The organism is Caloramator sp. ALD01, from assembly GCF_000472625.1.
GTDB lineage: Bacteria > Bacillota > Clostridia > Clostridiales > Caloramatoraceae > Thermobrachium > Thermobrachium proteoclasticum.
Genome location: NZ_AXAA01000006.1, coordinates 110,603 through 133,719, shown reverse-complemented (window position 1 = coordinate 133,719; position 23,117 = coordinate 110,603). Strand labels below are relative to the sequence as shown.

The following is a 23,117-nucleotide window of genomic DNA, read 5'->3' as shown; positions in this document are numbered from 1 at the left end:
ATAGTCGTGAACTCTACGAGTTTCAGAATTACAACGAGGACAAGTATGAGGCTTCTTTTTCATTTCTAAATAAATTTCATAGCAAACATTATCAAGTACTTTTGTTATAATAACATCTTTAAAACCAAGTAAATTTTTGATACAATTATTAGTGTGCACTTGTAGGATGCCTCCTTTCAGGTAATATTTTTGTAGTTAATTTAATTTTACCAGGCATCTAAAACAGGTGCATATTTTTTTTGTAAAAAAATATGCTGGGGCTACGCCCCAACATTTATTATAGAACCATTTATTTTCCTACTCTTTATTAAATTCTTTTTATTTACATATTCCTCTTCACTAATTTCCCCCTTTGCAAACTTTATATTTAGAATTTCTATTGCTGAATTGATTGAACTCTGCCTTTTATATGTTTTAAAAAGCATATATGCAATAAATATAATTAAAATTAAAAACGCTAAATCAATAATGTGCATCCAAGGAAATAAAAAGCTACCATCTCCTAATTTTCCACCAAAACCTCTTGGCAAACCACCTGAAAATCCGTGTCTCATAATAATCCCTACCTTTCAATCAAATATTTTTTATTTAGATATTCATCTTCGCTAATTTCTCCATCTATAAGTTTTTTATCAAGTATTTCTATTGCTCTTTGGTTTACATTTTTGTTATTTTGATTGTAAAAATAGATAGCTAAAACAGCTAAAACTATTAAACCAATAAACATTCAATCACCTCCTCATCTTGTATATAGAATATACCCTCTATGTGGAGACTTAGTGATAAAATTGTTAATAGACTGTGAATTTGAATTACAAATTTAAATATAAATTACTGTAAAGGTCGCTCTGTGTAAGTAAAAAACTGGCATATTCTATTATAATTTATTTATTTTAAAAACGCGTCCAAAATAATAAAGACAGGTATTCAATTTAATAGTACCTTAGATTGTTGACAAACCTACTTGCTAACTGAATTTTAAAAAAGCCCCTTGAAAGGATTTCAAATTGGCGAAATAAACGAATGCATAAGAAATCCTTCAAGGGGTTAATCAATATATAACTTTTTCAACAGCCTGAAAGGTGCAAAGCACCTTTGTTTTTTATACTTCAAACCTCTTTGCAAAGAGCTTTTCTGCCTCTTCCTTATCAACTGGTCTACTAAAAAGATATCCCTGCATATAGTCGCATCCCTTAGACTTTAGATAATTAAACTGTTCTCTGTCTTCAATACCTTCGACTACAACCTTTAAATTAAGTTGATGTGCTAAGAAGGTTATTCCATCTAAAACTTCCTTTTTCCCTTCCTTTGCAAACATCTTATCTATAAAGGATTTATCAAGCTTTATATAGTCTGCAGGTATAAAGGTTAAATAATTTAAGGAGGAATATCCTGTCCCGAAATCGTCTATTGCAATTTGAATTCCTACCTCTTTAAGCTGTTCTATTATTTTTATATTTCTCTCCTTATCCTCCATTAGTGCACTTTCTGTTATTTCTATCTTTAACAGACTTGGTTTAATGGAATATTTCTTTATTATTTCCTTTAAATTGCTTACAAAGCTCTCATCCCTTAGTTGAACCGCAGACAAATTAACTCCTATAGGTTTTACTTCTATCCCCTTATCTATCCACTCCTTTATTTGTCTCACAGCTTCTTCAATAACAAAGTATCCTATCTCCACAATAAGGCCTGTTTCTTCAGCAACTGGAATAAACTCTGCAGGAGATATGTTATAATTTTTTAATCTAATTAATGCCTCAAAGGCGTGTACCTCCCCCGTTTTAGAAGATACCTGTGGTTGATAAACCAGCTTAAAATCTTTATTCTTCAAACAATCCAAAAGAATCTTCTCTGTTTCTATCCTTTTCTCAAGTTCTTCAATCATTTCAGCACTGAAGAAAATATATCTATTTTTACCCTCTGACTTAGCCTTATACATAGCGGTATCTGCATTTTTAATTATATCATTTACATTGTCACCATCATCAGGAACAATTGCTATACCTATGCTTGTTGTTGTATATATGTTTTTCCCTATAACATCTATTCCTTCCTTTAGGTCGTGAATAATATTTTTTGCAAGTGCTTTGATTTCATTTAAATTTGAAAACTGCCTTAGAAGAATTAAAAATTCATCTCCTCCAAACCTCGCAACAAACACGTTATCATTTGCATATTTTTTTAATATAGATGCTACTTTTCTAAGAAGTGCATCTCCTTTATCGTGTCCTAAGGTGTCATTTACCTTTTTAAAATTGTCAAGGTCAAGTAGTAAAACAGCAAACTTTTTATTTTTATCTTTATCTTTTATTTCCTTCTCCAACTCCTCTATGAAATATCTTCTATTGGGCAAATCTGTTAGGGTGTCATAGAAGGCAAGATATTTTATATCTTCTTCGTATTCCTTTCGTTCTGTGATATCCATCATAGCACCAGATATTATTTTTTCGCCTTCTTTTTCTTTTATAACTCTTCCTTTAATATACATCCATCTTGTCACACCATATCCAGTGTTAACTCTTATTTCGCACTCTATACAAGTTCTTCTTCCTTCTATATGTTCTCTATAGGCTGAATACAATATTTTTCTATCTTCTTGCAAAACTATTTTATTTATTAAGTCTCTTACTTTAATATCCTCAAAATCGTATCCTATAAGTATTTTAAACTGTTCTGATAAATATAATATATCATCCTTAGTACTCCACTCAAATATTCCATACTTACCAGCCTCAAGAGCTATCCTATACCTTTCTTCGCTAATCCTTAGCTGTTCCTCTGAATTCATTAAATTGTCATATTGTACTCTAAGCTCTTCTTCTGTTGCCGCAAGCTCCTCATATAACGCCTCAAGCTCAGTATAGTTATTCTTTAATCTATTTATCATACTGTTATATGTCCTGCTTAAACTTCCAAACTCATCTTCACGGTTATAAATAAACTGCTGTTCTAATTCTCCCTCTTCTGTTGCCTTCATTGCATTCATAAGGTTAGTAAGTGGTGTTGTTATTGTCTCTGAAAATCTAATTCCAAAACGTAGAGAAATAAATATAAAGGTTATAAGAAGAATCAACGATACAAAAGTTATATTCCTTGATACTGATAAAATTTCACTTAAATCCTGAGCTACAACAATTATCCACCCTGTAGATTTCATATATTTTAAAGCCATATATTTTTTTGTGCCCCTATATTCATATATACCACTATATTCTTCTATTTTTTCTCCATTATTAATCCTATTTATTATATTATTTAAAAGGTCATTTTCTACCTTTGTTCCAATTCTATCTATATCAGGATGGTATAAAATTGTACCATTTAAATCCGCAATATAGGTATATCTGTTTTTACCAATCTCATAATTAAAGAATTTAAACCCTATTTCATCTATATCAAAATACGCACAATAAACACCTATTATATTATTATCAGAGACAACAGGCACGGCTACAAGAAGCTTTGAATCATACTTATCTGTATAAATTGGCTTCATATATACTCTATTTATATTAACATTTTTCATTATTTCGTAATTTAACCCTTCAGGAATATACTGCTTATCATCTGTATCTAACAATATCTCTCCTCTACTCCCTAAAATAACAGATCTATACTTTAATTTAGGCTTTAGAATAAAATTTCTAAATTCTGATAAATAACTCATACTCTCTATTTCGCTTTTATTTTTTATATACTCATACGCCTGATTTTTGCTTTTTTCATCCCTGTTTATTATAAAATCCTTTACTTTTTTGTTTTGTGCAATATCCTCTATTTCATTAGAAAACATACTCAATATTACAGAAATATTTTCAGCCTCAACTGTGACTACTTCATTTATTTTTGTTTTATTAATCTGTATAAGCTGTTCTGATGAATAGTAATAAATAGTTGCTGTTAAAACAATCAATGGTATTGACACAAGTAGTGCAATAAATAGCGGTAATTTTTTCTTTATATACACGGAGCTCCCTCCCTTTTTCTCCCTCTTCGCCTTAATATTATAACATTATTCGTCATTAATTTATTATTTTCGACATTATTTTTATCGTTATTTTTTTGTAAAACTTTAATATAAAAGGTAGGATGCAAATATTAATAATTCGCATCCTACCTAAATGGTAATTTTATACTCCCCTTTTTATACTCTTTTTTTCATCACAGTATATCCTGTATTCTTTTCCTCCAAATTGTGTCTTTAAAATAACTGGATGTCCCCAAAGTTCAACAAGATGCTTCAATGTGGCCTCTGCATATTCAAGAAGAAGTTCACGTCCATCGTATATGTGTTCTAAAACTAAAGTTCTATCCCTTTCAACATCAGCAACCTGTATATATGGTACAAGTCCCATTCCACAGTTATTACTTAAGGTATCTCTAATCTCCTTCCATCCCTCATCATCCGATACCTCTTTAATTATATATTCACTATCTCTTTTTACATATTCAAAAAGGTTCATCTCTTGACAAAGCTCAAGTGTTAAATATCTTCTAATAAAAGAGGAGTCTCTATCTACATCCCTAACCTCAAATATTTTATTAATACCATATCTTCTCTCTAAATCTTCAAATATCTTGTATCCAACATAATATGGGTTTAGTCCCCCAAGATGAGGTGCCACTACATCATTGTGCCTTTTTATAAACTCCAGATAGAGTCCCTGAGGAAGGTCCAATTCCTTCAATATTTTATAATGCCAAAAACTTGCCCATCCTTCATTCATTATTTTGGTTTCAATCTGTGGTATAAAGTATAGGGCCTCTTCTCTTATCATTTCAACAATTGTTTTTTTGTAATCCTCTATATCGCTATATTTTATTATAAATAAAAGCAAATCCTCCTCAGGTAACTTATATTTAGAATCTTGCGTTTCCTCATCCTTCCCATTATAAATTGTCCTCTTAACTTGAAGTTTAAGGGCGTGGGCCGCATCTATAACCCTTTCAACTTCATCATAACCTATTGATGGATCCTTTATATACTCTCGAATTAAATTCGCGTGCCTTTTAAACATATCAATTGTATAATCTGCATTTGTTCCTTCCTTAAACAGTCTATTATTTTTAAAGAAATCATTATGGGCATAAACGTGTGCCATAGTTAAAATTTGAAGGAGAAGAGTATTCTCCTTCATTAGATAGGCAAGACAAGGATTTGAATTTATTACCATCTCATAGGGAAGTCCTGTTAAATTGTATCTATATAAAGTTTTTGTTCTTTCATAAGCCTTTCCAAAACTCCAGTGGGGATATCTTGATGGCATTCCTATATATGCTTCATAGGAGAGCATTTCTTCATAGCTTACTATTTCAAACTCCTGCTCATAGAAGTTTAGTCCAAAATCCTTTGCTATCTTCTCTATCTTATCGTTCCAATACATTAACTCCTTTATTGAATAATCCATCAATATCCCCCCTTCTGCTTCTTTTTGAGCATTGTTTTCAAGCCGTCCCACAACTCATTTTTATGGCTAACAGAAACTGCAATAAAGTTTTTATCCTTAATCTCCTTTGTGAGTTTTCCTTTTATAGTCATACTGTAGCTGTTTGGCATAACCTCTGCATAGGCAAAGAGGTTGCAGACTCTACAAAGTTCCTTTGCTGATTTTATAGTCCTTTCATCATCCTCACTCCAATTATCCCCATCACTAACATAGAAGGCATATACATTCCAATTTTCTGGATTAAACCTTGTATTTATTATTTCGAGTGCCTTGTTAAGACCACTTGAAATATAGGTTCCTCCAGATTCAACCCTATGGAAAAATTGATATTCATTAACCTCCTCTGCCGTTGTCGTGTGGGCTACAAAGGCCACCTGAACGTTTTTATACTTCTTTCTTATAAATCTTGAAAGGATATAGAAGAAGGATCTTGCCATAAACTTTTTAGTATTATCCATAGAACCTGAAATATCCATAATACATATAATTGCTGCATTGCTCTCCCTTCTGAACTTCTTTTTAATCCTAAAATATCTCAAATCATCCTCAACAAATGGGAATCTTTTAATGTCAACAGGTAGGTTCATCTCCCTTAAGGCTCTTTTCCTTGCCTGTTTTCTTTTTATCTTCTCCATAACAGTTTTTTTCTTTGCAAGCCTTGGCCTTATTCCGTATTTTTGGTATCCATCCCTCTTCTTGCTGCTTTCAACTAATATCTCAGATGTCTTTTTCCTATCCATATCAGGAAGCTCTAAATCCTCAAACAGATAATCAAGTATATCATCTATTGTTATTTCAAGTTCATACATCTCTTCTCCCTCTTGATTTCCTGCCCCTTGCTGTCCCATCCCCTGCTTCTTTTCACTTCCTATTCTATCTCCTCTTTTTTCCGTACCATCACCTGAAGCAACACCCTTTGTATTTTTTCCATATATAAACTGATATTCCTTAAGCCCCCTGATTGGAATTTTTACCTTTTTGTTTTTACTCTCACCTATTATACTCTCCTCAGACAATATATCTGCAAGGTTATCCTTTATTGCCTTCTCAACAAGTTTTTTATGCCTTCTTCTATCCTCTATGGAACGGTCGTGCTCAACAGGATCCGAATGCATATCACGAAAAATAGCCATACACATCAATCCTTCCATAGATTATTTGCTGCATATTTTAATATAACATCACAACAGTGGTCGCAGTAGCCATCCTCCTTCATCTTTTCTACCATTGCATTGTATTTTGCATCCTGTTCCTTATCTCTAACCTTAGATTTTGTTATTATTCTTGTCAAATCCTTTACTGAAGCTATAAGCTTCTTTTCAATTGCCTCCTTTAGTGGTTCATAGCTGGTATAATCTATCTTTCCACCATTTCTCATAACATAGAACATATAGGATGTAACGTCAGTTCTAAATCCCTTTGCGGAGTTTGGAGAAATGCCTATCTGTTCCTCTATTGACCTCATAAAGGCTTCATCTGGATTTAGTTCTTCACCAGTTGCCTTATCCTTTATCTTTGTTTTGTTAACATATGCCTCAGCATTATCTATATAATTATTAAATAGACTTTCTGCCTGCTCTCTAAATCCGTGAATAAATGCCTTTGTTATCTCCTTCTCTAAAATCTTATTGTATTCTTTTCTTATTGTATCCTGTATATATGCAGTATACTTTTTCTTTTCATCTTCACTAACATCAAGTTCTCTTACAGACTTTAATATGCTCTCCATTACACTCAATGGGTTTATACAATCATATTCAGAGCTTGAGAGAGCATTATCTATTGCCTTAACTATAAATCTTGTTGATATTCCAGTCATTCCCTCCCTTGGGCCTGCCTCCTCCTTTAGTTCCTTTATATCTATCTTCTTTGTTGTTCCATTTTCTAATATATCCTCACCGTTATATAGTTTAAGCTTTGTCATCATATCCACCTTATTAGAAGGTGTCAGCCTTGAAAGAATAGCAAACATTGCTGCAACTTCAATTGTATGTGGAGCTATATGGGCCTTAAAATTACTCTTTTTCAATATCTTTTCATAAATCTTAACTTCCTCATTTAACTCTAAGCAGTATGGAACCTCTATTTTAACTATTCTATCAAGGATAGCCTCATTAGTATGGTCTGACTTAAACTTATTCCATTCAGCCTCATTGGAGTGGGCTATTATAATTCCATCAAAGTAAATCATAGGTCCTTTACCCGGTGATGGAATTGATTTTTCTTGAGTGGCTGTTATTATTGTGTGTAGATATTCCACATCATTTTTAAATACCTCAATAAACTCAACAATTCCTCTATTTCCAACATTAAAGGCACCATTTAATGAAAGTATTCTTGGATCATCTTCTGGATATAAATCCATCTTCGATATGTCTATTGAACCTGTTAAAACGGATGTGTCTTGATTATTGGGATCTACTGGTGGTACAACTCCTATTCCCTTTCTTGATCTAATTGAAAAATTAGTTGTAATAACTGGGAACTTTTCATACTCCCCATTATATTCATTCATAAGCCTATATTTGCATATTGGACATAGATCTCCCTCTATTTGAACATTTAGCAATTTTTCAAATTCAGGTCTTAAGTGATTTGGAACTAAGTGAAGTGGCTCTTCCCTCATTGGGCATCCCTTTAGTGCATAAATTGGAGGTGACTGTTCAAGTGCCCTTTTTAGTGCTTCAACGATAGATGATTTACCAGCACCAACAGGGCCAACAAGATATAAAACCTGCCTTGATTCTTCTCCCTTCATCGAGGCAGAATAGAAGTAGTTTACTATCTTCATTAGAACCTTATCAATTCCAAAGAACTCGTCCCTAAAGAAGTTGTATTTTTTAATCACTTCATTTCCATATATCTTCCTAACCCTTGGATTTTCCTCTGGTTTTAAAACCTCGTATCCTTTATTGACTATTATGTCGTACATTCTTTTATGCGATAGCTTTGCAATTTCTGGATTATTCTTTAATATTTCAAGATAATCTAAAAAAGTACCTTCAAACTTTTCTTTACTCTTTTTTTCTCTATCACTCTTAATTAGCTGATTGAAGTCCATATTACCCTCCAATTTCCCTTCTATTTTATTACTATAATATGGGGGGGAATTTATAAATTATGATGAAAAAATAAAGTATTGCAGGTATTGACCAAGCGGTCAAAAAGAACTATAATTAAGTTAAGAATATTGACCATATGGTCAAGGGAGGTATATATATGTCAATTAAGTTCAAAAATGTTACTAAAGAATATAAAAATGGAACTAATTCATTTTATGCTCTAAAGAATGTATCCTTTGAGGCCAGTGAAGGAGAGATTGTTGCTATATTAGGCCCTTCTGGTTCTGGTAAATCAACTCTTCTTAACATCTTAGGTGGAATTGACAGAGCAACTGATGGTGAAATTATGTTTGGGGATTTAAATGTTAGCAAACTATCTGATAAGGAACTCACAAAATACAGGCGTAATAACGTAGGATTTGTTTTTCAATTTTATAATCTTATACCTAATTTAACCGCCTTTGAAAATATTGAGGTTGCTTCTGAACTCACTAAAAGCCCCCTTAAAATAGACGAAGTTTTAGAGGCTGTTGGTATGCTACAGAATAAAAACAAATTTCCTCAACAGTTAAGTGGTGGTGAACAGCAGAGAATATCCATTGCAAGGGCAATTATTAAAAATCCAAAACTGCTACTTTGTGATGAACCTACAGGTGCCCTTGATTACAATACATCAAAGGAAGTATTAGAATTGCTTGATAAAATAAATAAAATGTACGGTACAACTATATTTATCGTAACCCACAATACAAGCATTGCATCTATGTGCCATAGAATAATAAAGTTAAGAAGTGGCCAAATAACCGATGTTAAATTGAATAAAGAAAGAATCTCCCCTAAGGAGGTAGAATGGTAATGATTTTAAATAAACGTATTAGACGTGTTCTTTTTCAGAACAAAATGCAGTATATTGGACTTATTTTTTTAGTTGCACTATCAATCTCCTTATACTCTATATTTGGTAGTTTGGCATCTAATTTTAATGAAGCAACAGATACCTACAACAATAAAACAAATATCGAAGATGCAAAATTTTTAACCCTGAAGGAAGTAGATATTAATAAAATAGAAGATATGTTTAATGTCTCATTAGAGAAAAGATATGAGGTAGATGTTGATTTTAAGGAGTCAACTATTAGATTAATAGAACTTACCGATGAAATAAATAAACCACTTATAATCGAAGGAAGAATGATTAAGGAGGGTGAAATTGCATTAAACCCTGCCTACGCAAAGGCAAACAAAATTAAAATTGGAGATGAAATAAGTTTAGGGGGATATGAATATTTGGTTTCTGGTTTTGTATCAATTCCTGATTATATATATCCAACTAAATCACTTACCGATTTAATGGCAGATCCAACTAAATTCGGTGTTGCAATTGTAACTTCAAAGGACATAAAAAAATATGGCGATTTGACTTATTTCTACAGCATCAAAGGAGATATAAGTAATGCAAAGAAATATATAGATAGTGAATATAAAATACTTATGTGGCAGGATATAAAGGATAATTTAAGATACACATTAGCAAAAAAGAAAATTGAACAGCTTCCTCAGCTTGCGGTTAAAATACCTCTTTTATTCTTAAGTTTGACCTTTATACTCCTATTTGTTCTGTTAAAAAGAATAATTAAACTTGAAATAAAGGAAATAGGAACACTCTATGCCCTTGGATATACTAAATCTGAAATTCAGAGACATTATCTATTTTATCCAATTATAATATCTATATTTGGTACAATACTTGGAACACTTTTTACTATTCTTTTACAAAAACCACTGACAGACTACTATGTTTTCTACTTTAATATTCCTGTAAGTCCAAATGTTAAATATAGCTTTCTTTTATATGGACTACTTGAATCTGTTTTAATTCTTTCTTTGTCTGCCTATGTTGCATCGGCAAAACTTTTAAAGTATTCACCTACTACTCTTTTAAGAGGGAAGGTAGAAAAGGATAAAATACCAATCTTTGCAAATATTAATCTAAGTAGATTTAAGTTTAAGAATAAGTTCAGAATAAGAGAATCATTGAGGGGATTTTCAAAAATTATACTTCTTATATTTGGTATATTTACAGCATCAACACTTCTTCTTGTTGGCTTTGCTGCAAAGGGTTCAGTAGACGCATTGATTAATAAATCTATTAAAGGAACATTTAAGTATAAATATAGCTATATTTTAAAGGAAAATATAAATAAAAATGAAATAAATGCTGAAGGATTTAAGGTAGCATATTTTAAGAACGAAGAAACAAACGATAATATAATAATCTACGGACTTCAAGAAGAACCAAAACATATAAAGCTTACAAAGGGTAAAAACGAAGTTAAAGTAGATAAGGTTTATATAACAAGTTCTTTATATAATAAGTTAAATAAGAAAAGTTCTGTGAAGCTTATTAATCTATTCAACAATAAAACAATAGATATTCAAATTGACGATGTGGTGAATGTATATACTGGAAATGTTATTTATATGCCCCTTGAAGTGCTAAACCAGATTTTGAATGAAGATAAAGAAAGCATAAATGGAATTTACTCAGATACAAAACTTAATATTGATGATAATAAGATATTAAAAATTGAAAGCATTGAAGAGATACTAAAATCCTTTGACGTAGCCCTTGAACCTGTTAAATATATGCTTATTGCTATGGGAGTATTATCCTTTATAATTGCCTTAATAGTAGTGTATATAGTTACATCTTTAATAATTGAAGAAAACAAACACTCTATCTCACTTTTAAAGATTTTAGGATATAGCGAAGGGGAAATAAATTCACTTATGCTTTCATTTATGTTTATACCAAGTTTAATAGGTTATATAATTTCCATACCTTTTGTAAAGGGATTCTTAAGTTCTATTTTAAATACCTCTTTAAAGGATATGAATTTAGCAATGCCTATAGAAATAGACCCAATGTATTCAATTTTAGGATATGCTATAATCTATATTGTACTTTTGATTTCTAAGTTTATTTCAAGAAAGAGGATATTTAATGTGTCTATGGTTGACATACTTAAACTACAGAAGGATTAAAGACAAGAGGTGAATTATTTTGGAAAAAGAAAACAACGTACCTGAAGAAAAAAAAGAAAAAATAATAAAGGCTGCTATAGAGGAATTTGCAAAGGAAGGATATAAAAACGCATCTACTAATAAAATTGTAGAGGCTGCTTCTATATCAAAGGGAATATTATTTCACTATTTTAAAAGCAAAAAGGGACTATATATAGAAACAATCAAATATGCAGTTCCTCTACTGTATAATGAATTCTTTAAAATTGTGGATTTTTCAGAGACTGATATATTTGAGAGAATCATTAAGTGGAACCTTGTTAAATTTAATCTTATGGAGAAATACCCCTATATCTTTAAACTTCTAACCGATGCCTTTTTAAACACTCCAAAGGAGGTAAGCAAGGAGCTTACACCTATACTTTTAGAATATCAACAGTTTGGTTATGATGCTATCTTCAAAAATATTGATTTTTCTAAACTAAAAAAAGACGTGGATGTTCAAAATGCAATTAAAATAATTTCTTGGGTATTTGAAGGTTATGGTAACAGCTACATTAAAACTCATAAAAATGAAAAGGGTGAAATTGTTTTAGAAAAAGATAAAATTATTGAGGAGATGAAAGTTATTTCAAATATTTTAAAAGATGGTATGTATAAGTAGGGTGTTAAAGCTATCTTAGATTTATCCTTATTAGTTAGCCCCATAAAGGATTTACTTTGTATTTAAGTCCTTTATGGGGCTTTTATAAAATAATTTATTTTAGTTTAAGTTTAATAGGTTTTCATAGAAAAAATAAAGCTACTCTAATACATATAAAATAGTTAAATATTTTTCCAAAACTTAATATATATTAAATATATTTGTATTATAATTGAATTGAGGTGTTAAAGTTGAAGGAAAAACTTATTGTAATCTCCTTTGATGCATTATGTACAGATGATTTTAAAACAATAAGAGATTTACCAACGTTTAATTATATATTAAACAACTCTATCTATTCCCTCGACGTAGAACCAGTTTATCCTACACTTACTTATCCCAACCACGCCAGTATAATAACAGGAAAAAAGCCCTATGAGCACGGTATAGTAAATAACACAAAGCTTCAGCCAAGTCGCACCTCTCCAGATTGGTTTTGGTACAAAAGTGATATAAAGCGCGAGACTCTATTAGATATTGTAAAAAATGAAGGGGGTACGCTCTGTACACTTCTTTGGCCTACAACTGGCGGAGGGAAAATAGATTACAATATGCCTGAAATATTTGCCAATAGGCCTTGGCAAAATCAGATAATTGTATCCCTCTTTGCAGGAAGTAAACTATTTCAACTATCTATTTATAAAAAGTTTGGAAAAATGCTCAATGGTTTAAAACAACCAAATCTTGATGATTTTGTCTTACAATCAGCCCTATACACCTTAAAATACAAAAGACCAAATCTTGTACTTGTTCATTTTACAGACCTTGATACACAGAAGCACATATATGGTACAAAGTCTGAAAATGTTAAGAAGGCTATTTTAAGACACGAAGAAAGATTGAAGAGAATATTTGATGTTGCATCTAATTTAGATTATAAAATAGCAATATTAGGTGACCACGGTAGTTTAGATGTTCATAGTGCTATTTCTTTAAATGAGTATTTTAAACAGAAAAAGCTTTCAGATTATGTGTATTTTAAATCCTGTGATGGTTCTGCTTATGTTTACTTACGAAGGGAGGTGTCAAATAGTATAAAAGATAAAATATATTATTCAATAGAGGATTTTAATAGACAGAGCAAAGGGACAATAGAAAAAATATTTACATCCTCGGAGTATATAAAATTAGGGTTTGATAAAAACGCATTTTTAATGCTTGAACCTTCATCAGGATATTGTTTTACAGACAAAAATATTAAAGATTATATTGCTCCATCAGATCACAAGGCTGCCCACGGACAGCTTCCTAATAAGCATAAAACTATCTTTTGTCTATGGGATAGGGGTGAAACTAAAAGGCAGCTTAACAGCATTAAGATAACAGACATAAAAGGCATATTGCTAAACTCAATAAATTTAAAATGAATTGGGGGATGTTTATGAACCTTAACAAAGAAGAGAAAAGCTGGGCTATGTATGACTGGGCAAACTCTGCATATTCTATGACTGTTACTACAACTATCTTACCTCTCTATTTTAAAATGTTAACGGACGCTGCAAATATTAATAAGGCAACATCTACCGCCTATTGGGGATATGCAAACTCAATTGCTACTTTAGTTGTAGCACTTTTGGCACCTATTCTTGGAACTATTGCAGACTATAGGGGATATAAGAAAAAATTCTTTGTGACATTCTTTTTAATCGGAATCATATCTACATCTTTACTTGCAATTCCTACACAAAATGCGTGGTTTATTCTACTTGTAATTTATCTTTTAACTGTTGTTGGTTTTTCAGGTGCCAATATATTCTATGATGCATTTTTAGTTGACGTAACAAGTGAAGACAGAATGGACAGGGTTTCTACTATGGGTTATGCACTTGGCTATATTGGAAGTACAATACCCTTCATAATTTGTATGATAATAGTAATACTGGCACAGTTTAATAAAATTCCTATGAGCGTATATACTGCATCAAAGATTTCATTTATAATAACTGCTATATGGTGGGGTATTTTTACAATTCCTATGATTAAAAATGTAAATCAAAAATATTTTATAGAACCTGAAAAAAATCCTATATCCGCAAGCTTTAGAAGAATTATAAATACATTTAAAGATATTAAAAAACACAAGCCTCTTTTTATATTCCTTTTAGCATATTTCTTCTATATAGATGGGGTTGATACAATTATAAAAATGTCTACATCCTATGGTGCAGATTTAGGTATTAGTGCTACAAGCCTTTTGATTATACTTCTTCTTACTCAGTTTGTGGCCTTCCCCTTTGCAATTTTGTATGGTAGGCTTTCAGAAAAATATTCAACTAAAACTATGCTTTATGTTGCAATAGCTGTATATACTGGAATTTGTATTTATGCATACTTCTTAAAAACAGCAGTTGACTTCTGGATACTTGCTATGCTTGTTGGAACATCACAGGGTGGAATACAGGCCCTTAGCCGTTCATATTTTGGGAAGCTTGTGCCAAAAGAAAGTTCAAATGAATTCTTCGGTTTTTACAACATATTTGGAAAGTTTGCTGCCATAATGGGGCCATTTTTAGTTGGTCTTGTTGCACAGCTAACAGGCAAAACTAATAATGGAGTGTTTAGTGTAATTATTTTATTTATTATAGGTGGAATATTATTAAAAAAGGTACCTAACTAAGGTACCTTTATGCATATGTATTTATATTTAAACCTACATTTTTAGTCGATATACCCTTCATACCCCTATAATACTTTTTAGGATCATAGGTCATAATAAATTCATCTATTGAGGCTTCAAGAGATTTTGTAACCCTTAATATTAAATCTAAATTTAAAAAATCCTGAGATGCATTACCTAAATTTCTTAAATTACTTGAAAACTGAACATTTGAAACTGTAGGTATCATAGTTACACCCCATATTATAACAGTTTATGATATATAAATTTTATCACATAAATTTATAGTTGTCCATTTTTGTTAAATATATTATATAATTGTAAATATTTTATTTTTATTACTAAATATAATTTTTTGTAGTATAATTAATACTATAAGGAGGGAGGGGTTAAAATGAATGGAAGAAAGAAAATGGGATTATTACTAATTGTAATTGGTATCTTTCTTATTTTATCACAATTACAGATAATCGATATAAATTTACTTATAAGACAATACTGGCCGTCCTTGATTATTATCTATGGAATTTATAAATTTATAGAATACAAGAGCATAAATGCAACTGGGATGTCGTTTTTAGTTGTAGGTATTATACTTCAGGTATGGCATCTTGATTTACTTCCTGGCCAGTTTAAAGAGTATATATGGCCTACAATATTAATTGTCATTGGAATATCACTTATTTTTTCCCAAAATGCATCCCTTACAAAAAAAAACAAATTTAGAGAAGACAACTTTATAGATTATGTTGCAATACTATCATCACTTGAAACTATTAATGCCGCTAATAAATTTAAAGGTGGAAACATTACTTGCATATTAGGTAGTGCCGATGTTGATCTTACAAATTGTAAAATAGAGGGTAGCTATGCAGAAATAACTACAACTTCTATAATGGGAGGAATAGATTTAAAGGTACCAAAAGATTGGAAGGTTGTTGTTACTGGAGTACCTATCTTAGGTGGCTGGGATAATAAAACCTTCTTTAGTCCTGAACAGGAAAAAACACTTTATGTAAGATGTTTTTCTATATTAGGTGGAGTTGAAATCAAAAATTAAGAAGTAGTTGGTGATTTACCCACTACTCAGGCTGTTGAAAAAGTTATATATTGATTAGCCCCATGAAGGATTTCTTGGGCATTCGTTCATTTCGCTTAGCAATTCTAAGCTTTTCTTTGTTTGAAAAAGTCCTACCCTCGCGATGCCATCGTCCTGATGGCCGCTCGGCTCGGCACGTCCTGTGCCGAATTACGGACTTTTTCAAAGTCGAAAAGCAATAATTGCTAAAGCTCATGAAAGAGCCTATTGAAATCCATTCATGGGGCTTTCTCAAAATTTAACTAATAATTAGGTTTATCACAACCTCAAGTAGTTGGTGATTTACCCACTACTTCTTATTTAATTCCTTATAAACAATATAACTATAAATCATTGGTACAAAGGCACTAATTAACGTTGCAACAATTAAAACTATGAATGCAGTTATACCACCCTTAAAGGATACAAAAATCATAATAAAACCAGACATAACCCAAAGAGGTGCTGCAAATCTATGTGTTTTAATCCATACCCTTTCATCTGCTAACGTCCAAGGGGTTCTAATTCCAACAAAATAGTTGTGTTTTATTTTGCCCATAACATTTCCAAATAATATAAACATTATTGCAACGGAAATTGTCATAACAAAGTCTACTTTAACTTTAAATCCAAGAGCTGCAGATATTATAGTTAGCTGTACAATCACAAAAAAAACGTGCAGGAAATATCTAATAATATTATAGGCTGAAGAAAACCTGACATAGTTTTCTTTTTTAGGGTCAAGATTAGGAAGGATTAAAAATAAGAAATACAGTCCTAAATTCATTAAATTTATCATTAATACCCCAAATAGTTTGCTTGAATAGGCATCTACTTCTCCTCTTATGTTCCAATGGCTTGGAACCCTATCTGGTAGATAAGGATATAAAATAAGGCTTATTATGAATGTAATAATTATCAAAGATAAAATGGGCCAATCCTTTTTTAATTTTTCACCTATTCTCATCTCTATTCACCCCTTCATTATAATCTATGATTTCAAAAAACCAATTTATGAGCTCCTGGAATACTGTTGTATTTAAAGAATAATAAATATTTTGTCCCTTTCTTTCATCAGAAACCAAATCTGCCTGCTTTAGTATGCTAAGATGATGTGAAATACTTGGTTTTGTCATATTAAAGTGTTCTGCTATCTCCCCTGCTGTTAAATCCTTTTCCTTTAGTAACATAATTATTTTTCTTCTTGTTGGGTCTGATAAAGCTTTGAATGGCAAATTCATAATTCCACCTCCCTTAGATATTTAGACAATATTCTAAATATCTAATATTATTATATATCATTTTTTAAACTATGTGCAAGCTGTTATAAAAAAAGTCGCTAATTTTAGCGACTAATTTTTATTATATCCTCAAGTGCCTTTGCAAACTGATCTGGGCAGGATGTGTTTTTTGCTCCGCATCTTACTCCCTTTAATCTTTTTATAGCCTCCTCTACCTCCATACCCTCAAGAAGATTTGCAAGGCCAATTGCATTACCAGGGCATCCGCCAACAAATTCAACATTAGTAATTCTTCCATCCTTAACATCAAATAATATTTCATCAGCACATACACTACTTGGTTTATAGCTGTACATAATTTCACCCCCATAATTATATTGTAAGCAGTATTTATTATAACAATATAATTATAGGAAAGGCAATGTTATGCTACATTATTATCTAAAAACTTAGATTTAATTATATCTATTGCCCTTGTTTTAGCCTCATCATATAATCTGAAGGTTTGCTTTGCATATTCTACATCATTATACACCTTCCAATAACCACACAGTTTACATTCACCTTTGTTACAAATAAAATCCCTAACATCATCAATAGGTATTCCAAGAAAAACACCTAATTCGTGTGGACAAGAATAGTTATACCTGCTCTTTAGGTGCTTTAACATATCCTTTGTTGTCATATATTCCCTATAACCAAAATTTAATAAAAAATCTATATTTCTCTTAATTATTGTTTCAAGTTTGTCTTGTTTGTATATAATTGCTGTTAATTTTTTATTCTGTAACTTTATTTCAAAGAATTCTATTTTGTAATCTCTATATATCTCGTCCTTTAAATCTCTCCAGCTCTTAAAAAAACTCATATCAAAATCTTCAATCGTTATTATTGTTGAAGGCTTATTACAAAATATTGTTGGTGCACAATGATACAATATTAAACTTTTTACATATAACTTCTTATCTAATTTTTTTAAATTCTTAAATATATTGTTTATAATCATTGTACTCCTCCTAAAACCTAAATAATTTCTTTATATTCTCCTCAATTAAAGGCCAAGAACGTCTACAATATATAACCTTACTTCTTGTACTGCAACTTTTTAGATTATTTACTACACAATGATTAACATAATCTGTTAATACAATTACTACATCATATTTTTCCGCTCTGTTTATGCTACTATTTATCTTATCTCCATTTTTTCTACCACTAATATGCTCAATTTCATTAAATCCTTTAGTTTTTAACCCTTTAACAAGCGTTTGAATTTTATCTCCACCAATAATTAAGGCACTCATAAAAACCTCCAACACCTTGTAATTGATAACAATTATCATTATCATTTTACATTTTTCTTTATCCTATGTCAAGGATGTATTAAAGTTTTCTATAAAAAAACCTTTGGTATTTAACCAAAGGTTTCATTTTTTATTATTAAATTTAATTCTTCACTATATATACCATCTAAATCATCAATAATAAATTTAAGTGCCTCTTTGTCAAAAACCCTTGCAGCAATTCCACAGCTTGAACTTATTCTTCGTGGAGTTGGCATAAGCTCTACAGTTATTCCGTTTTGCTCAAGAAGCCTTTTATACATAAAAGCTGCTGATTGAGTATGAAAGGTTACAATATACATAAAATCACTCTTTTCTAATCTCTATTAATATATCTTGACCATTTTCCTTAACATTTACTTTATATCCTAAGTTGGTTGCAAATCTTTTTATATTTTCCCTTGCAGTTATATTATCAACTAAAACATCAACCCCATCTTTGTATAATGTTAGTGCCTTCTTAGTCAATAAAACTGGTTCTGGGCACGATCTTCCTCTTGCATCAACCAAATTAGCCTTCAATGTTTACATCCCCCTTCACTTTAAAATCAACACTTCTTTCTATATTGAAATATCCAATTAAAGCTACTACTATAAATCCAATTATAACAGCAATTTTACCATTTACTGTTGGGCCTTGTGCACTGGATGCAAGTTTGAAATTATGTGCAAAGGCAGCTCCAACTGCCATACCTAATATAGTTATTACAGAATCTATGTTCCCCTCTCCTGCTAATATTAGTTGTCTCATAGGACATCCACCAAGTAGAACTGAACCAAATCCTGCAAGGGCCATACCCAAAAAGTTCCACAATCCATCAGTATGTGCAACAGGTTGACCTACAAACCCTAATTTGAAAAATCCAAAGGCAATATTCCCTAAAAGTGCTGCAACAAATATTGCTAAAAATCCTGATATTAAATACCAATCTTTAAACAAAATTAAATCTCTAATTCCACCTACCATACATAGTCTTGTTCTTTGTGCATATGCACCAACAATTAAACCAACAACAAGTGCTAATAAAATTGGTGCGTGTTGTGAACCTGGGCCCTTTTGACTAAATATCAAAAGCACTGAACCTGAAATCAGTAATACAAGTAACACTATATTTATTACTGGGAATATAAAACCTTCTACCTTATTTAGATTATACGTTCTTTTTAATGTAAATCCCTTATTTAAAAATATTATTCCTAAGCCTATTCCTGCTGCAAACCCTATAATTCCAAATAAAGCATTTAAGTCTCCTCCGGCAAGTCTTAAAACCATTCTTAGTGGACAACCTAAGAACATTAGTGCTCCAATCATAACAATAAACCCTAACACAAACCTTGTAAGAGGTGATGAGCCTCCTCTTGATTGAAATTCCTTTTTACCATAAGACATAAGGAATGCACCAAGCACTATACCTATTATTTCAGGTCTAACATATTGAACAACCTCTGCCCTATGTAACCCAAGACCACCTACTGTATCTCTTATAAAGCAGGCAATACAAATACCCATATTAACAGGGTTTCCATACTTTACAAGAAGAACTGACAACAAACCTACTATTAGGCCATTAATAATAATTGATTTTTTTGCTCCCATACTAATCCCCCTTTTTTGAATTTTCTAATTTCAGTATAATTTATTTCTACACAACTTGTTAAATAGATAATTTTTATAAATAACTATTTTTGATTAAAATTACCTATAAATGTAAAGTGCTGCAGAGTGTTAATACATTAATACTCTGCAGCACATATTTTCTATCTGTTCTACATCTTTAACTTTTCATTGTAAACTACCTAAGCTATACACAGTAATGCTAATCAAACTGCAATTCAAGTAGGCTAATCACAATTAAAACGGATTAGTCGCCTGCACTACAAATTAAATGGGTAATTTTGAGCCAGATTCGTCAGCATTTACTAAAGTTAAGCAACTTCTGTCATAAGTGTGGGCTGATTTTTTTACATATAATAAAAAATGTCACATTTCACCTGGGTGGCACTTTTTGTGTATTGCATAGGCGGCTTTTTTGCCTGCCTCCATTGCAAGTATCACAGTTGCCGCTCCAGTTACTGCATCTCCACCGGCATATACTCCCTCCATTGTTGTTTCTCCTGTTTCCTCTTCAACTATTATGCATTTTCTGTTGTTTATCTTTATTTCATTTGTTGTATAGGTAATTATAGGGTTAGGCACTGTTCCTATTGCCATAATTACTGTATCAAACTCTTCAGTATAATCTGAGCCCTCAATTTCAACAGGTGTTCTACGTCCAGTTTCATCAGCATCCTTTAGTTCCATTTTTCTAAGAACCATCCCCTTTACCCAGCCTTTATCATCTTTTAGTATCTCAACTGGATTTGTTAAAACATCAAAAATTACCCCTTCTTCCTTTGCGTGATGTATTTCTTCTAATCTTGCTGGCATTTCCTCTTCTGTTCTTCTATATATAATGTGAACCTCTGCACCAAGCCTTACTGCTGTTCTTGCGGCATCCATTGCAACATTTCCTCCACCTACAACAGCTACTTTTTTGCCTATCTTTAAAGGTGTATCATACTCATCCAAAAAGGCTCGCATTAGATTTGCCCTTGTTAAAAATTCATTTGCAGAAAAAACACCGTTTGCATTTTCACCCTTTATTCCCATAAACTTTGGGAGTCCAGCTCCTGTTCCTATAAATATAGCATCGTATCCCATTTCATCCATAAGTTGATTTATTGTTACTGTCCTTCCAACTATTACATTAGTTTTTATTTGAACACCTAATTTAATTAGATTCTCTATTTCTCTTTTTACAATCTTCTCCTTAGGAAGCCTAAATTCCGGAATTCCGTAAACCAAAACACCTCCAGCTTCGTGAAGTGCCTCGTATATAGTAACTTGATATCCTAAGGTTGCAAGGGTTGATGCACAGGATAATCCTGCTGGTCCACTTCCAACGACAGCAACCTTTTTACCATTCATAGGTTTTCTTTTTACCACATCTAAATTATTCTCTAATACATAATCTCCAACAAACCTTTCCAGTTTTCCTATTGCAACTGCTTGTCCCTTGTTTTTAAGAACACACCCACCTTCGCACTGAATTTCCTGTGGGCATACTCTGCCACAAATGGAAGGGAGGTTGTTATACATAAATATAACCTCTGCTGCCTCTTTAAACTCTCCCTTTTTAATGTGATCGATAAACTTTGGTATATCAATTCCAACAGGACATTTTTTTACACAATTAGCACTTTTACAGTTTAAACACCTTGAGGCCTCCTTTATTGCCTCCTCTTCACTATAACCTAAGCACACTTCATTAAAGCTTTTTATTCTCTCCTTTGCATCTAATTCTCTAACTGGAACTCTTTCCATAGATAAAACCTCCATTAAAAACAGCTACATTCTCTACTATGATGTAATCTTCTTACTTCCTCATCCTTAAACATATTCTGCCTATTTATTGCTTCATCAAAATCTACTAAATGCCCATCAAATTCAGGCCCATCTGTACACGTAAATTTAGTTTGACCTCCAACTGTTACTCTACAGGCACCACACATACCTGTTCCATCAACCATTATTGAGTTTAAACTTACTGTAGTTTTTATATTATATTCCTTTGTAAGAAGACATACAAATTTCATCATAATCATTGGGCCAATTGCTACAACCTCATCATAACTATTACCTTCATCAAATAGCTTTTTCATAAAATCAGTAACTCTACCTTTAAAGCCTAAACTTCCATCATCAGTACATATATACAATCCGCATCTTAGTGCTTCTATTTCATCCTTTAATATCACTAAATCTTTATTTCTTGTACCTATAACTACATCACAGTCTATCCCCTTTTCTCTTAAATATTTAACCTGGGGATACACTGGTGCTGTACCTACTCCCCCTGCTACAAAGAGAAACTTTTTCTTCTTAAGCTCATCAGTATTTAAACTAACAAATTGAGATGGGTTTCCAAGAGGCCCTGCGAAATCTAATAAAAACTCTCCTTCGCTTAATTTTGACATTTTCTTTGTAGAAGCACCAACCACCTGAAAGACTATTGTAACTGTGCCTAAATCCTTATCATAATCACATATTGTAAGAGGAATTCTTTCTCCCTTTTCATCTATTCTAACAATAACAAACTGACCAGGTTTTGCAGACTTTGCAACCATTGGTGCCTTTACTTCAAACATTATTATATTTTCTGCCAAAGTCTTCTTCTTTAAAATCTTATACATATATATACCTCCAATTAAATCCAATGTTATTTTATATAAAATTCGTTTAAGGCTAACGACATTTATTTATATATTATTGGATTAATAGCTTAAAATCAAGTTTTGCAGGGAAAATATCCTTTGATTATCAAAGTATTTTTTATTCTTATTTATTTATTCACATTTTTTTGAGGCTAATCATTTAAAAATTCAAGGTAGTAATTAAGATACCTAACCCAGATTGTTGACAAACCCACTTGTTAACTAAAGTATGAAAAAGCCCCATGAAAGGATTTCAATAGGCTCTTTCATAAGCTTTAGCAATTCTTGATTTTCGACTTTGAAAAAGTCCGTGATTCGGCACAGGACGTGCCGAGCCGAGCGGCC

23 protein-coding genes are annotated in these 23,117 nt (G+C 31.6%); 6 read left to right on the top strand and 17 right to left on the bottom strand.

All coding sequences use genetic code 11. The features are described 5' to 3' along the window. Nucleotides 1–260 precede the first annotated feature (260 nt). From A3M9_RS0104745 to A3M9_RS0104720, 6 genes are all read right to left on the bottom strand, one after another. The gene (locus A3M9_RS0104745; protein WP_035165860.1) at nt 261–554 is read right to left on the bottom strand and encodes a hypothetical protein; all 294 of its coding nucleotides are present in this window, start codon (nt 552–554) and stop codon (nt 261–263) included. A gap of 8 nt (nt 555–562) precedes the next feature. Then, entirely contained in the window at nt 563–727 is a 165-nt protein-coding gene (locus A3M9_RS14590) for a hypothetical protein (RefSeq protein ID WP_156897869.1), read from the bottom strand. A gap of 375 nt (nt 728–1,102) precedes the next feature. Next, on the bottom strand, nt 1,103–3,970 hold the full coding sequence (locus tag A3M9_RS14135) for an EAL domain-containing protein (protein ID WP_051350598.1): 2,868 nt from the start codon (nt 3,968–3,970) through the stop codon (nt 1,103–1,105). Between the two features lie 163 nt (nt 3,971–4,133). After that, nucleotides 4,134–5,411: a SpoVR family protein gene (locus A3M9_RS0104730; RefSeq protein ID WP_035165858.1), complete on the bottom strand. Its 1,278-nt coding sequence runs from the start codon at nt 5,409–5,411 to the stop codon at nt 4,134–4,136. Next, nucleotides 5,411–6,583, bottom strand: coding sequence for a sporulation protein YhbH (yhbH, locus tag A3M9_RS0104725; RefSeq protein WP_027308199.1), 1,173 nt, complete (start codon nt 6,581–6,583; stop codon nt 5,411–5,413). The genes A3M9_RS0104730 and yhbH overlap by 1 nt, the downstream gene beginning before the upstream one ends. Nucleotides 6,584–6,588: 5 nt before the next feature. Beyond that, the gene (locus tag A3M9_RS0104720) at nt 6,589–8,511 is read right to left on the bottom strand and encodes a PrkA family serine protein kinase (RefSeq protein WP_027308198.1); all 1,923 of its coding nucleotides are present in this window, start codon (nt 8,509–8,511) and stop codon (nt 6,589–6,591) included. A 158-nt stretch (nt 8,512–8,669) separates the two neighbouring features. On the opposite strand from A3M9_RS0104720, the gene A3M9_RS0104715 reads away from it, so the two are divergent. The 5 genes from A3M9_RS0104715 (at nt 8,670) to A3M9_RS0104695 (ending at nt 14,856) form a co-directional block, all read left to right on the top strand. Beyond that, nucleotides 8,670–9,368, top strand: a complete 699-nt coding sequence (locus A3M9_RS0104715; RefSeq protein WP_027308197.1) for an ABC transporter ATP-binding protein — start codon at nt 8,670–8,672, stop codon at nt 9,366–9,368. Then, nucleotides 9,362–11,557: an ABC transporter permease gene (locus A3M9_RS0104710; protein ID WP_051350597.1), complete on the top strand. Its 2,196-nt coding sequence runs from the start codon at nt 9,362–9,364 to the stop codon at nt 11,555–11,557. The genes A3M9_RS0104715 and A3M9_RS0104710 overlap by 7 nt, the downstream gene beginning before the upstream one ends. Nucleotides 11,558–11,576: 19 nt before the next feature. Next, nucleotides 11,577–12,200 carry a TetR/AcrR family transcriptional regulator gene (locus A3M9_RS0104705; RefSeq protein WP_051350596.1) on the top strand — a complete coding sequence of 208 codons (624 nt, stop codon included), beginning with the start codon at nt 11,577–11,579 and terminating at the stop codon, nt 12,198–12,200. Between the two features lie 230 nt (nt 12,201–12,430). Next, a complete protein-coding gene (locus tag A3M9_RS0104700) occupies nt 12,431–13,606 on the top strand; it encodes an ectonucleotide pyrophosphatase/phosphodiesterase (protein WP_051350595.1) in 1,176 nt (391 codons plus the stop codon). Nucleotides 13,607–13,620: 14 nt separating this feature from the next. Then, on the top strand, nt 13,621–14,856 hold the full coding sequence (locus tag A3M9_RS0104695) for an MFS transporter (RefSeq protein ID WP_027308193.1): 1,236 nt from the start codon (nt 13,621–13,623) through the stop codon (nt 14,854–14,856). A gap of 7 nt (nt 14,857–14,863) precedes the next feature. On the opposite strand, the gene A3M9_RS0104690 is transcribed toward A3M9_RS0104695, so the two are convergent. Beyond that, complete coding sequence (locus A3M9_RS0104690) at nt 14,864–15,085, bottom strand: hypothetical protein (protein ID WP_027308192.1); 222 nt, start codon at nt 15,083–15,085, stop codon at nt 14,864–14,866. A 165-nt stretch (nt 15,086–15,250) separates the two neighbouring features. On the opposite strand from A3M9_RS0104690, the gene A3M9_RS14130 reads away from it, so the two are divergent. Continuing rightward, nucleotides 15,251–15,916 (top strand): LiaI-LiaF-like domain-containing protein, encoded by a 666-nt coding sequence (locus A3M9_RS14130; protein WP_027308191.1) that lies wholly within the window; start codon nt 15,251–15,253, stop codon nt 15,914–15,916. Between the two features lie 328 nt (nt 15,917–16,244). Here A3M9_RS14130 and A3M9_RS0104680 read toward each other — a convergent pair whose 3' ends face one another. From A3M9_RS0104680 to A3M9_RS0104635, 10 genes are all read right to left on the bottom strand, one after another. Next, nucleotides 16,245–16,901 carry an SdpI family protein gene (locus tag A3M9_RS0104680; RefSeq protein ID WP_027308190.1) on the bottom strand — a complete coding sequence of 219 codons (657 nt, stop codon included), beginning with the start codon at nt 16,899–16,901 and terminating at the stop codon, nt 16,245–16,247. Next, nucleotides 16,888–17,175, bottom strand: a complete 288-nt coding sequence (locus A3M9_RS0104675; protein ID WP_027308189.1) for an autorepressor SdpR family transcription factor — start codon at nt 17,173–17,175, stop codon at nt 16,888–16,890. The genes A3M9_RS0104680 and A3M9_RS0104675 overlap by 14 nt, the downstream gene beginning before the upstream one ends. Nucleotides 17,176–17,279: 104 nt before the next feature. Next, nucleotides 17,280–17,531, bottom strand: a complete 252-nt coding sequence (locus A3M9_RS0104670) for a TIGR03905 family TSCPD domain-containing protein (RefSeq protein ID WP_027308188.1) — start codon at nt 17,529–17,531, stop codon at nt 17,280–17,282. A gap of 68 nt (nt 17,532–17,599) precedes the next feature. Further along, nucleotides 17,600–18,181, bottom strand: coding sequence for a DUF3793 family protein (locus tag A3M9_RS0104665; RefSeq protein WP_051350594.1), 582 nt, complete (start codon nt 18,179–18,181; stop codon nt 17,600–17,602). A gap of 10 nt (nt 18,182–18,191) precedes the next feature. Beyond that, nucleotides 18,192–18,479: a DUF2325 domain-containing protein gene (locus A3M9_RS0104660; protein ID WP_027308186.1), complete on the bottom strand. Its 288-nt coding sequence runs from the start codon at nt 18,477–18,479 to the stop codon at nt 18,192–18,194. Between the two features lie 110 nt (nt 18,480–18,589). Then, nucleotides 18,590–18,820 (bottom strand): DUF3343 domain-containing protein, encoded by a 231-nt coding sequence (locus tag A3M9_RS13195; RefSeq protein ID WP_035165849.1) that lies wholly within the window; start codon nt 18,818–18,820, stop codon nt 18,590–18,592. Between the two features lie 4 nt (nt 18,821–18,824). After that, entirely contained in the window at nt 18,825–19,040 is a 216-nt protein-coding gene (locus A3M9_RS0104650) for a sulfurtransferase TusA family protein (protein WP_027308185.1), read from the bottom strand. After that, the gene (gene yedE, locus A3M9_RS0104645; protein WP_027308184.1) at nt 19,030–20,115 is read right to left on the bottom strand and encodes a YedE family putative selenium transporter; all 1,086 of its coding nucleotides are present in this window, start codon (nt 20,113–20,115) and stop codon (nt 19,030–19,032) included. Before yedE ends, A3M9_RS0104650 begins: the two co-directional genes overlap by 11 nt. Nucleotides 20,116–20,499: 384 nt before the next feature. Beyond that, the gene (gltA, locus tag A3M9_RS0104640) at nt 20,500–21,882 is read right to left on the bottom strand and encodes an NADPH-dependent glutamate synthase (protein WP_370882842.1); all 1,383 of its coding nucleotides are present in this window, start codon (nt 21,880–21,882) and stop codon (nt 20,500–20,502) included. 14 nt (nt 21,883–21,896) lie between these two features. Continuing rightward, nucleotides 21,897–22,751: a sulfide/dihydroorotate dehydrogenase-like FAD/NAD-binding protein gene (locus A3M9_RS0104635; RefSeq protein WP_027308182.1), complete on the bottom strand. Its 855-nt coding sequence runs from the start codon at nt 22,749–22,751 to the stop codon at nt 21,897–21,899. Nucleotides 22,752–23,117 lie beyond the last annotated feature (366 nt).

Bases quoted from the DNA above. Each gene is read 5' to 3' on its own strand.
- A3M9_RS0104675 (WP_027308189.1), bottom strand. From the start codon at position 17,175: ATGAATTTGCCATTCAAAGCTTTATCAGACCCAACAAGAAGAAAAATA.
- A3M9_RS0104690 (WP_027308192.1), bottom strand. From the start codon at position 15,085: ATGATACCTACAGTTTCAAATGTTCAGTTTTCAAGTAATTTAAGAAAT.
- A3M9_RS14590 (WP_156897869.1), bottom strand. From the start codon at position 727: ATGTTTATTGGTTTAATAGTTTTAGCTGTTTTAGCTATCTATTTTTAC.
- A3M9_RS0104695 (WP_027308193.1), top strand. From the start codon at position 13,621: ATGAACCTTAACAAAGAAGAGAAAAGCTGGGCTATGTATGACTGGGCA.
- A3M9_RS0104720 (WP_027308198.1), bottom strand. From the start codon at position 8,511: ATGGACTTCAATCAGCTAATTAAGAGTGATAGAGAAAAAAAGAGTAAA.
- A3M9_RS0104660 (WP_027308186.1), bottom strand. From the start codon at position 18,479: ATGAGTGCCTTAATTATTGGTGGAGATAAAATTCAAACGCTTGTTAAA.
- A3M9_RS0104745 (WP_035165860.1), bottom strand. From the start codon at position 554: ATGAGACACGGATTTTCAGGTGGTTTGCCAAGAGGTTTTGGTGGAAAA.
- yedE (WP_027308184.1), bottom strand. From the start codon at position 20,115: ATGGGAGCAAAAAAATCAATTATTATTAATGGCCTAATAGTAGGTTTG.
- yhbH (WP_027308199.1), bottom strand. From the start codon at position 6,583: ATGGCTATTTTTCGTGATATGCATTCGGATCCTGTTGAGCACGACCGT.
- A3M9_RS13195 (WP_035165849.1), bottom strand. From the start codon at position 18,820: ATGTATATTGTAACCTTTCATACTCAATCAGCAGCTTTTATGTATAAA.
- A3M9_RS0104710 (WP_051350597.1), top strand. From the start codon at position 9,362: ATGGTAATGATTTTAAATAAACGTATTAGACGTGTTCTTTTTCAGAAC.
- A3M9_RS0104670 (WP_027308188.1), bottom strand. From the start codon at position 17,531: ATGTACAGCTATAAACCAAGTAGTGTATGTGCTGATGAAATATTATTT.
- A3M9_RS14130 (WP_027308191.1), top strand. From the start codon at position 15,251: ATGAATGGAAGAAAGAAAATGGGATTATTACTAATTGTAATTGGTATC.
- A3M9_RS0104715 (WP_027308197.1), top strand. From the start codon at position 8,670: ATGTCAATTAAGTTCAAAAATGTTACTAAAGAATATAAAAATGGAACT.
- gltA (WP_370882842.1), bottom strand. From the start codon at position 21,882: ATGGAAAGAGTTCCAGTTAGAGAATTAGATGCAAAGGAGAGAATAAAA.
- A3M9_RS0104665 (WP_051350594.1), bottom strand. From the start codon at position 18,181: ATGATTATAAACAATATATTTAAGAATTTAAAAAAATTAGATAAGAAG.
- A3M9_RS0104680 (WP_027308190.1), bottom strand. From the start codon at position 16,901: ATGAGAATAGGTGAAAAATTAAAAAAGGATTGGCCCATTTTATCTTTG.
- A3M9_RS0104635 (WP_027308182.1), bottom strand. From the start codon at position 22,751: ATGTATAAGATTTTAAAGAAGAAGACTTTGGCAGAAAATATAATAATG.
- A3M9_RS0104730 (WP_035165858.1), bottom strand. From the start codon at position 5,411: ATGGATTATTCAATAAAGGAGTTAATGTATTGGAACGATAAGATAGAG.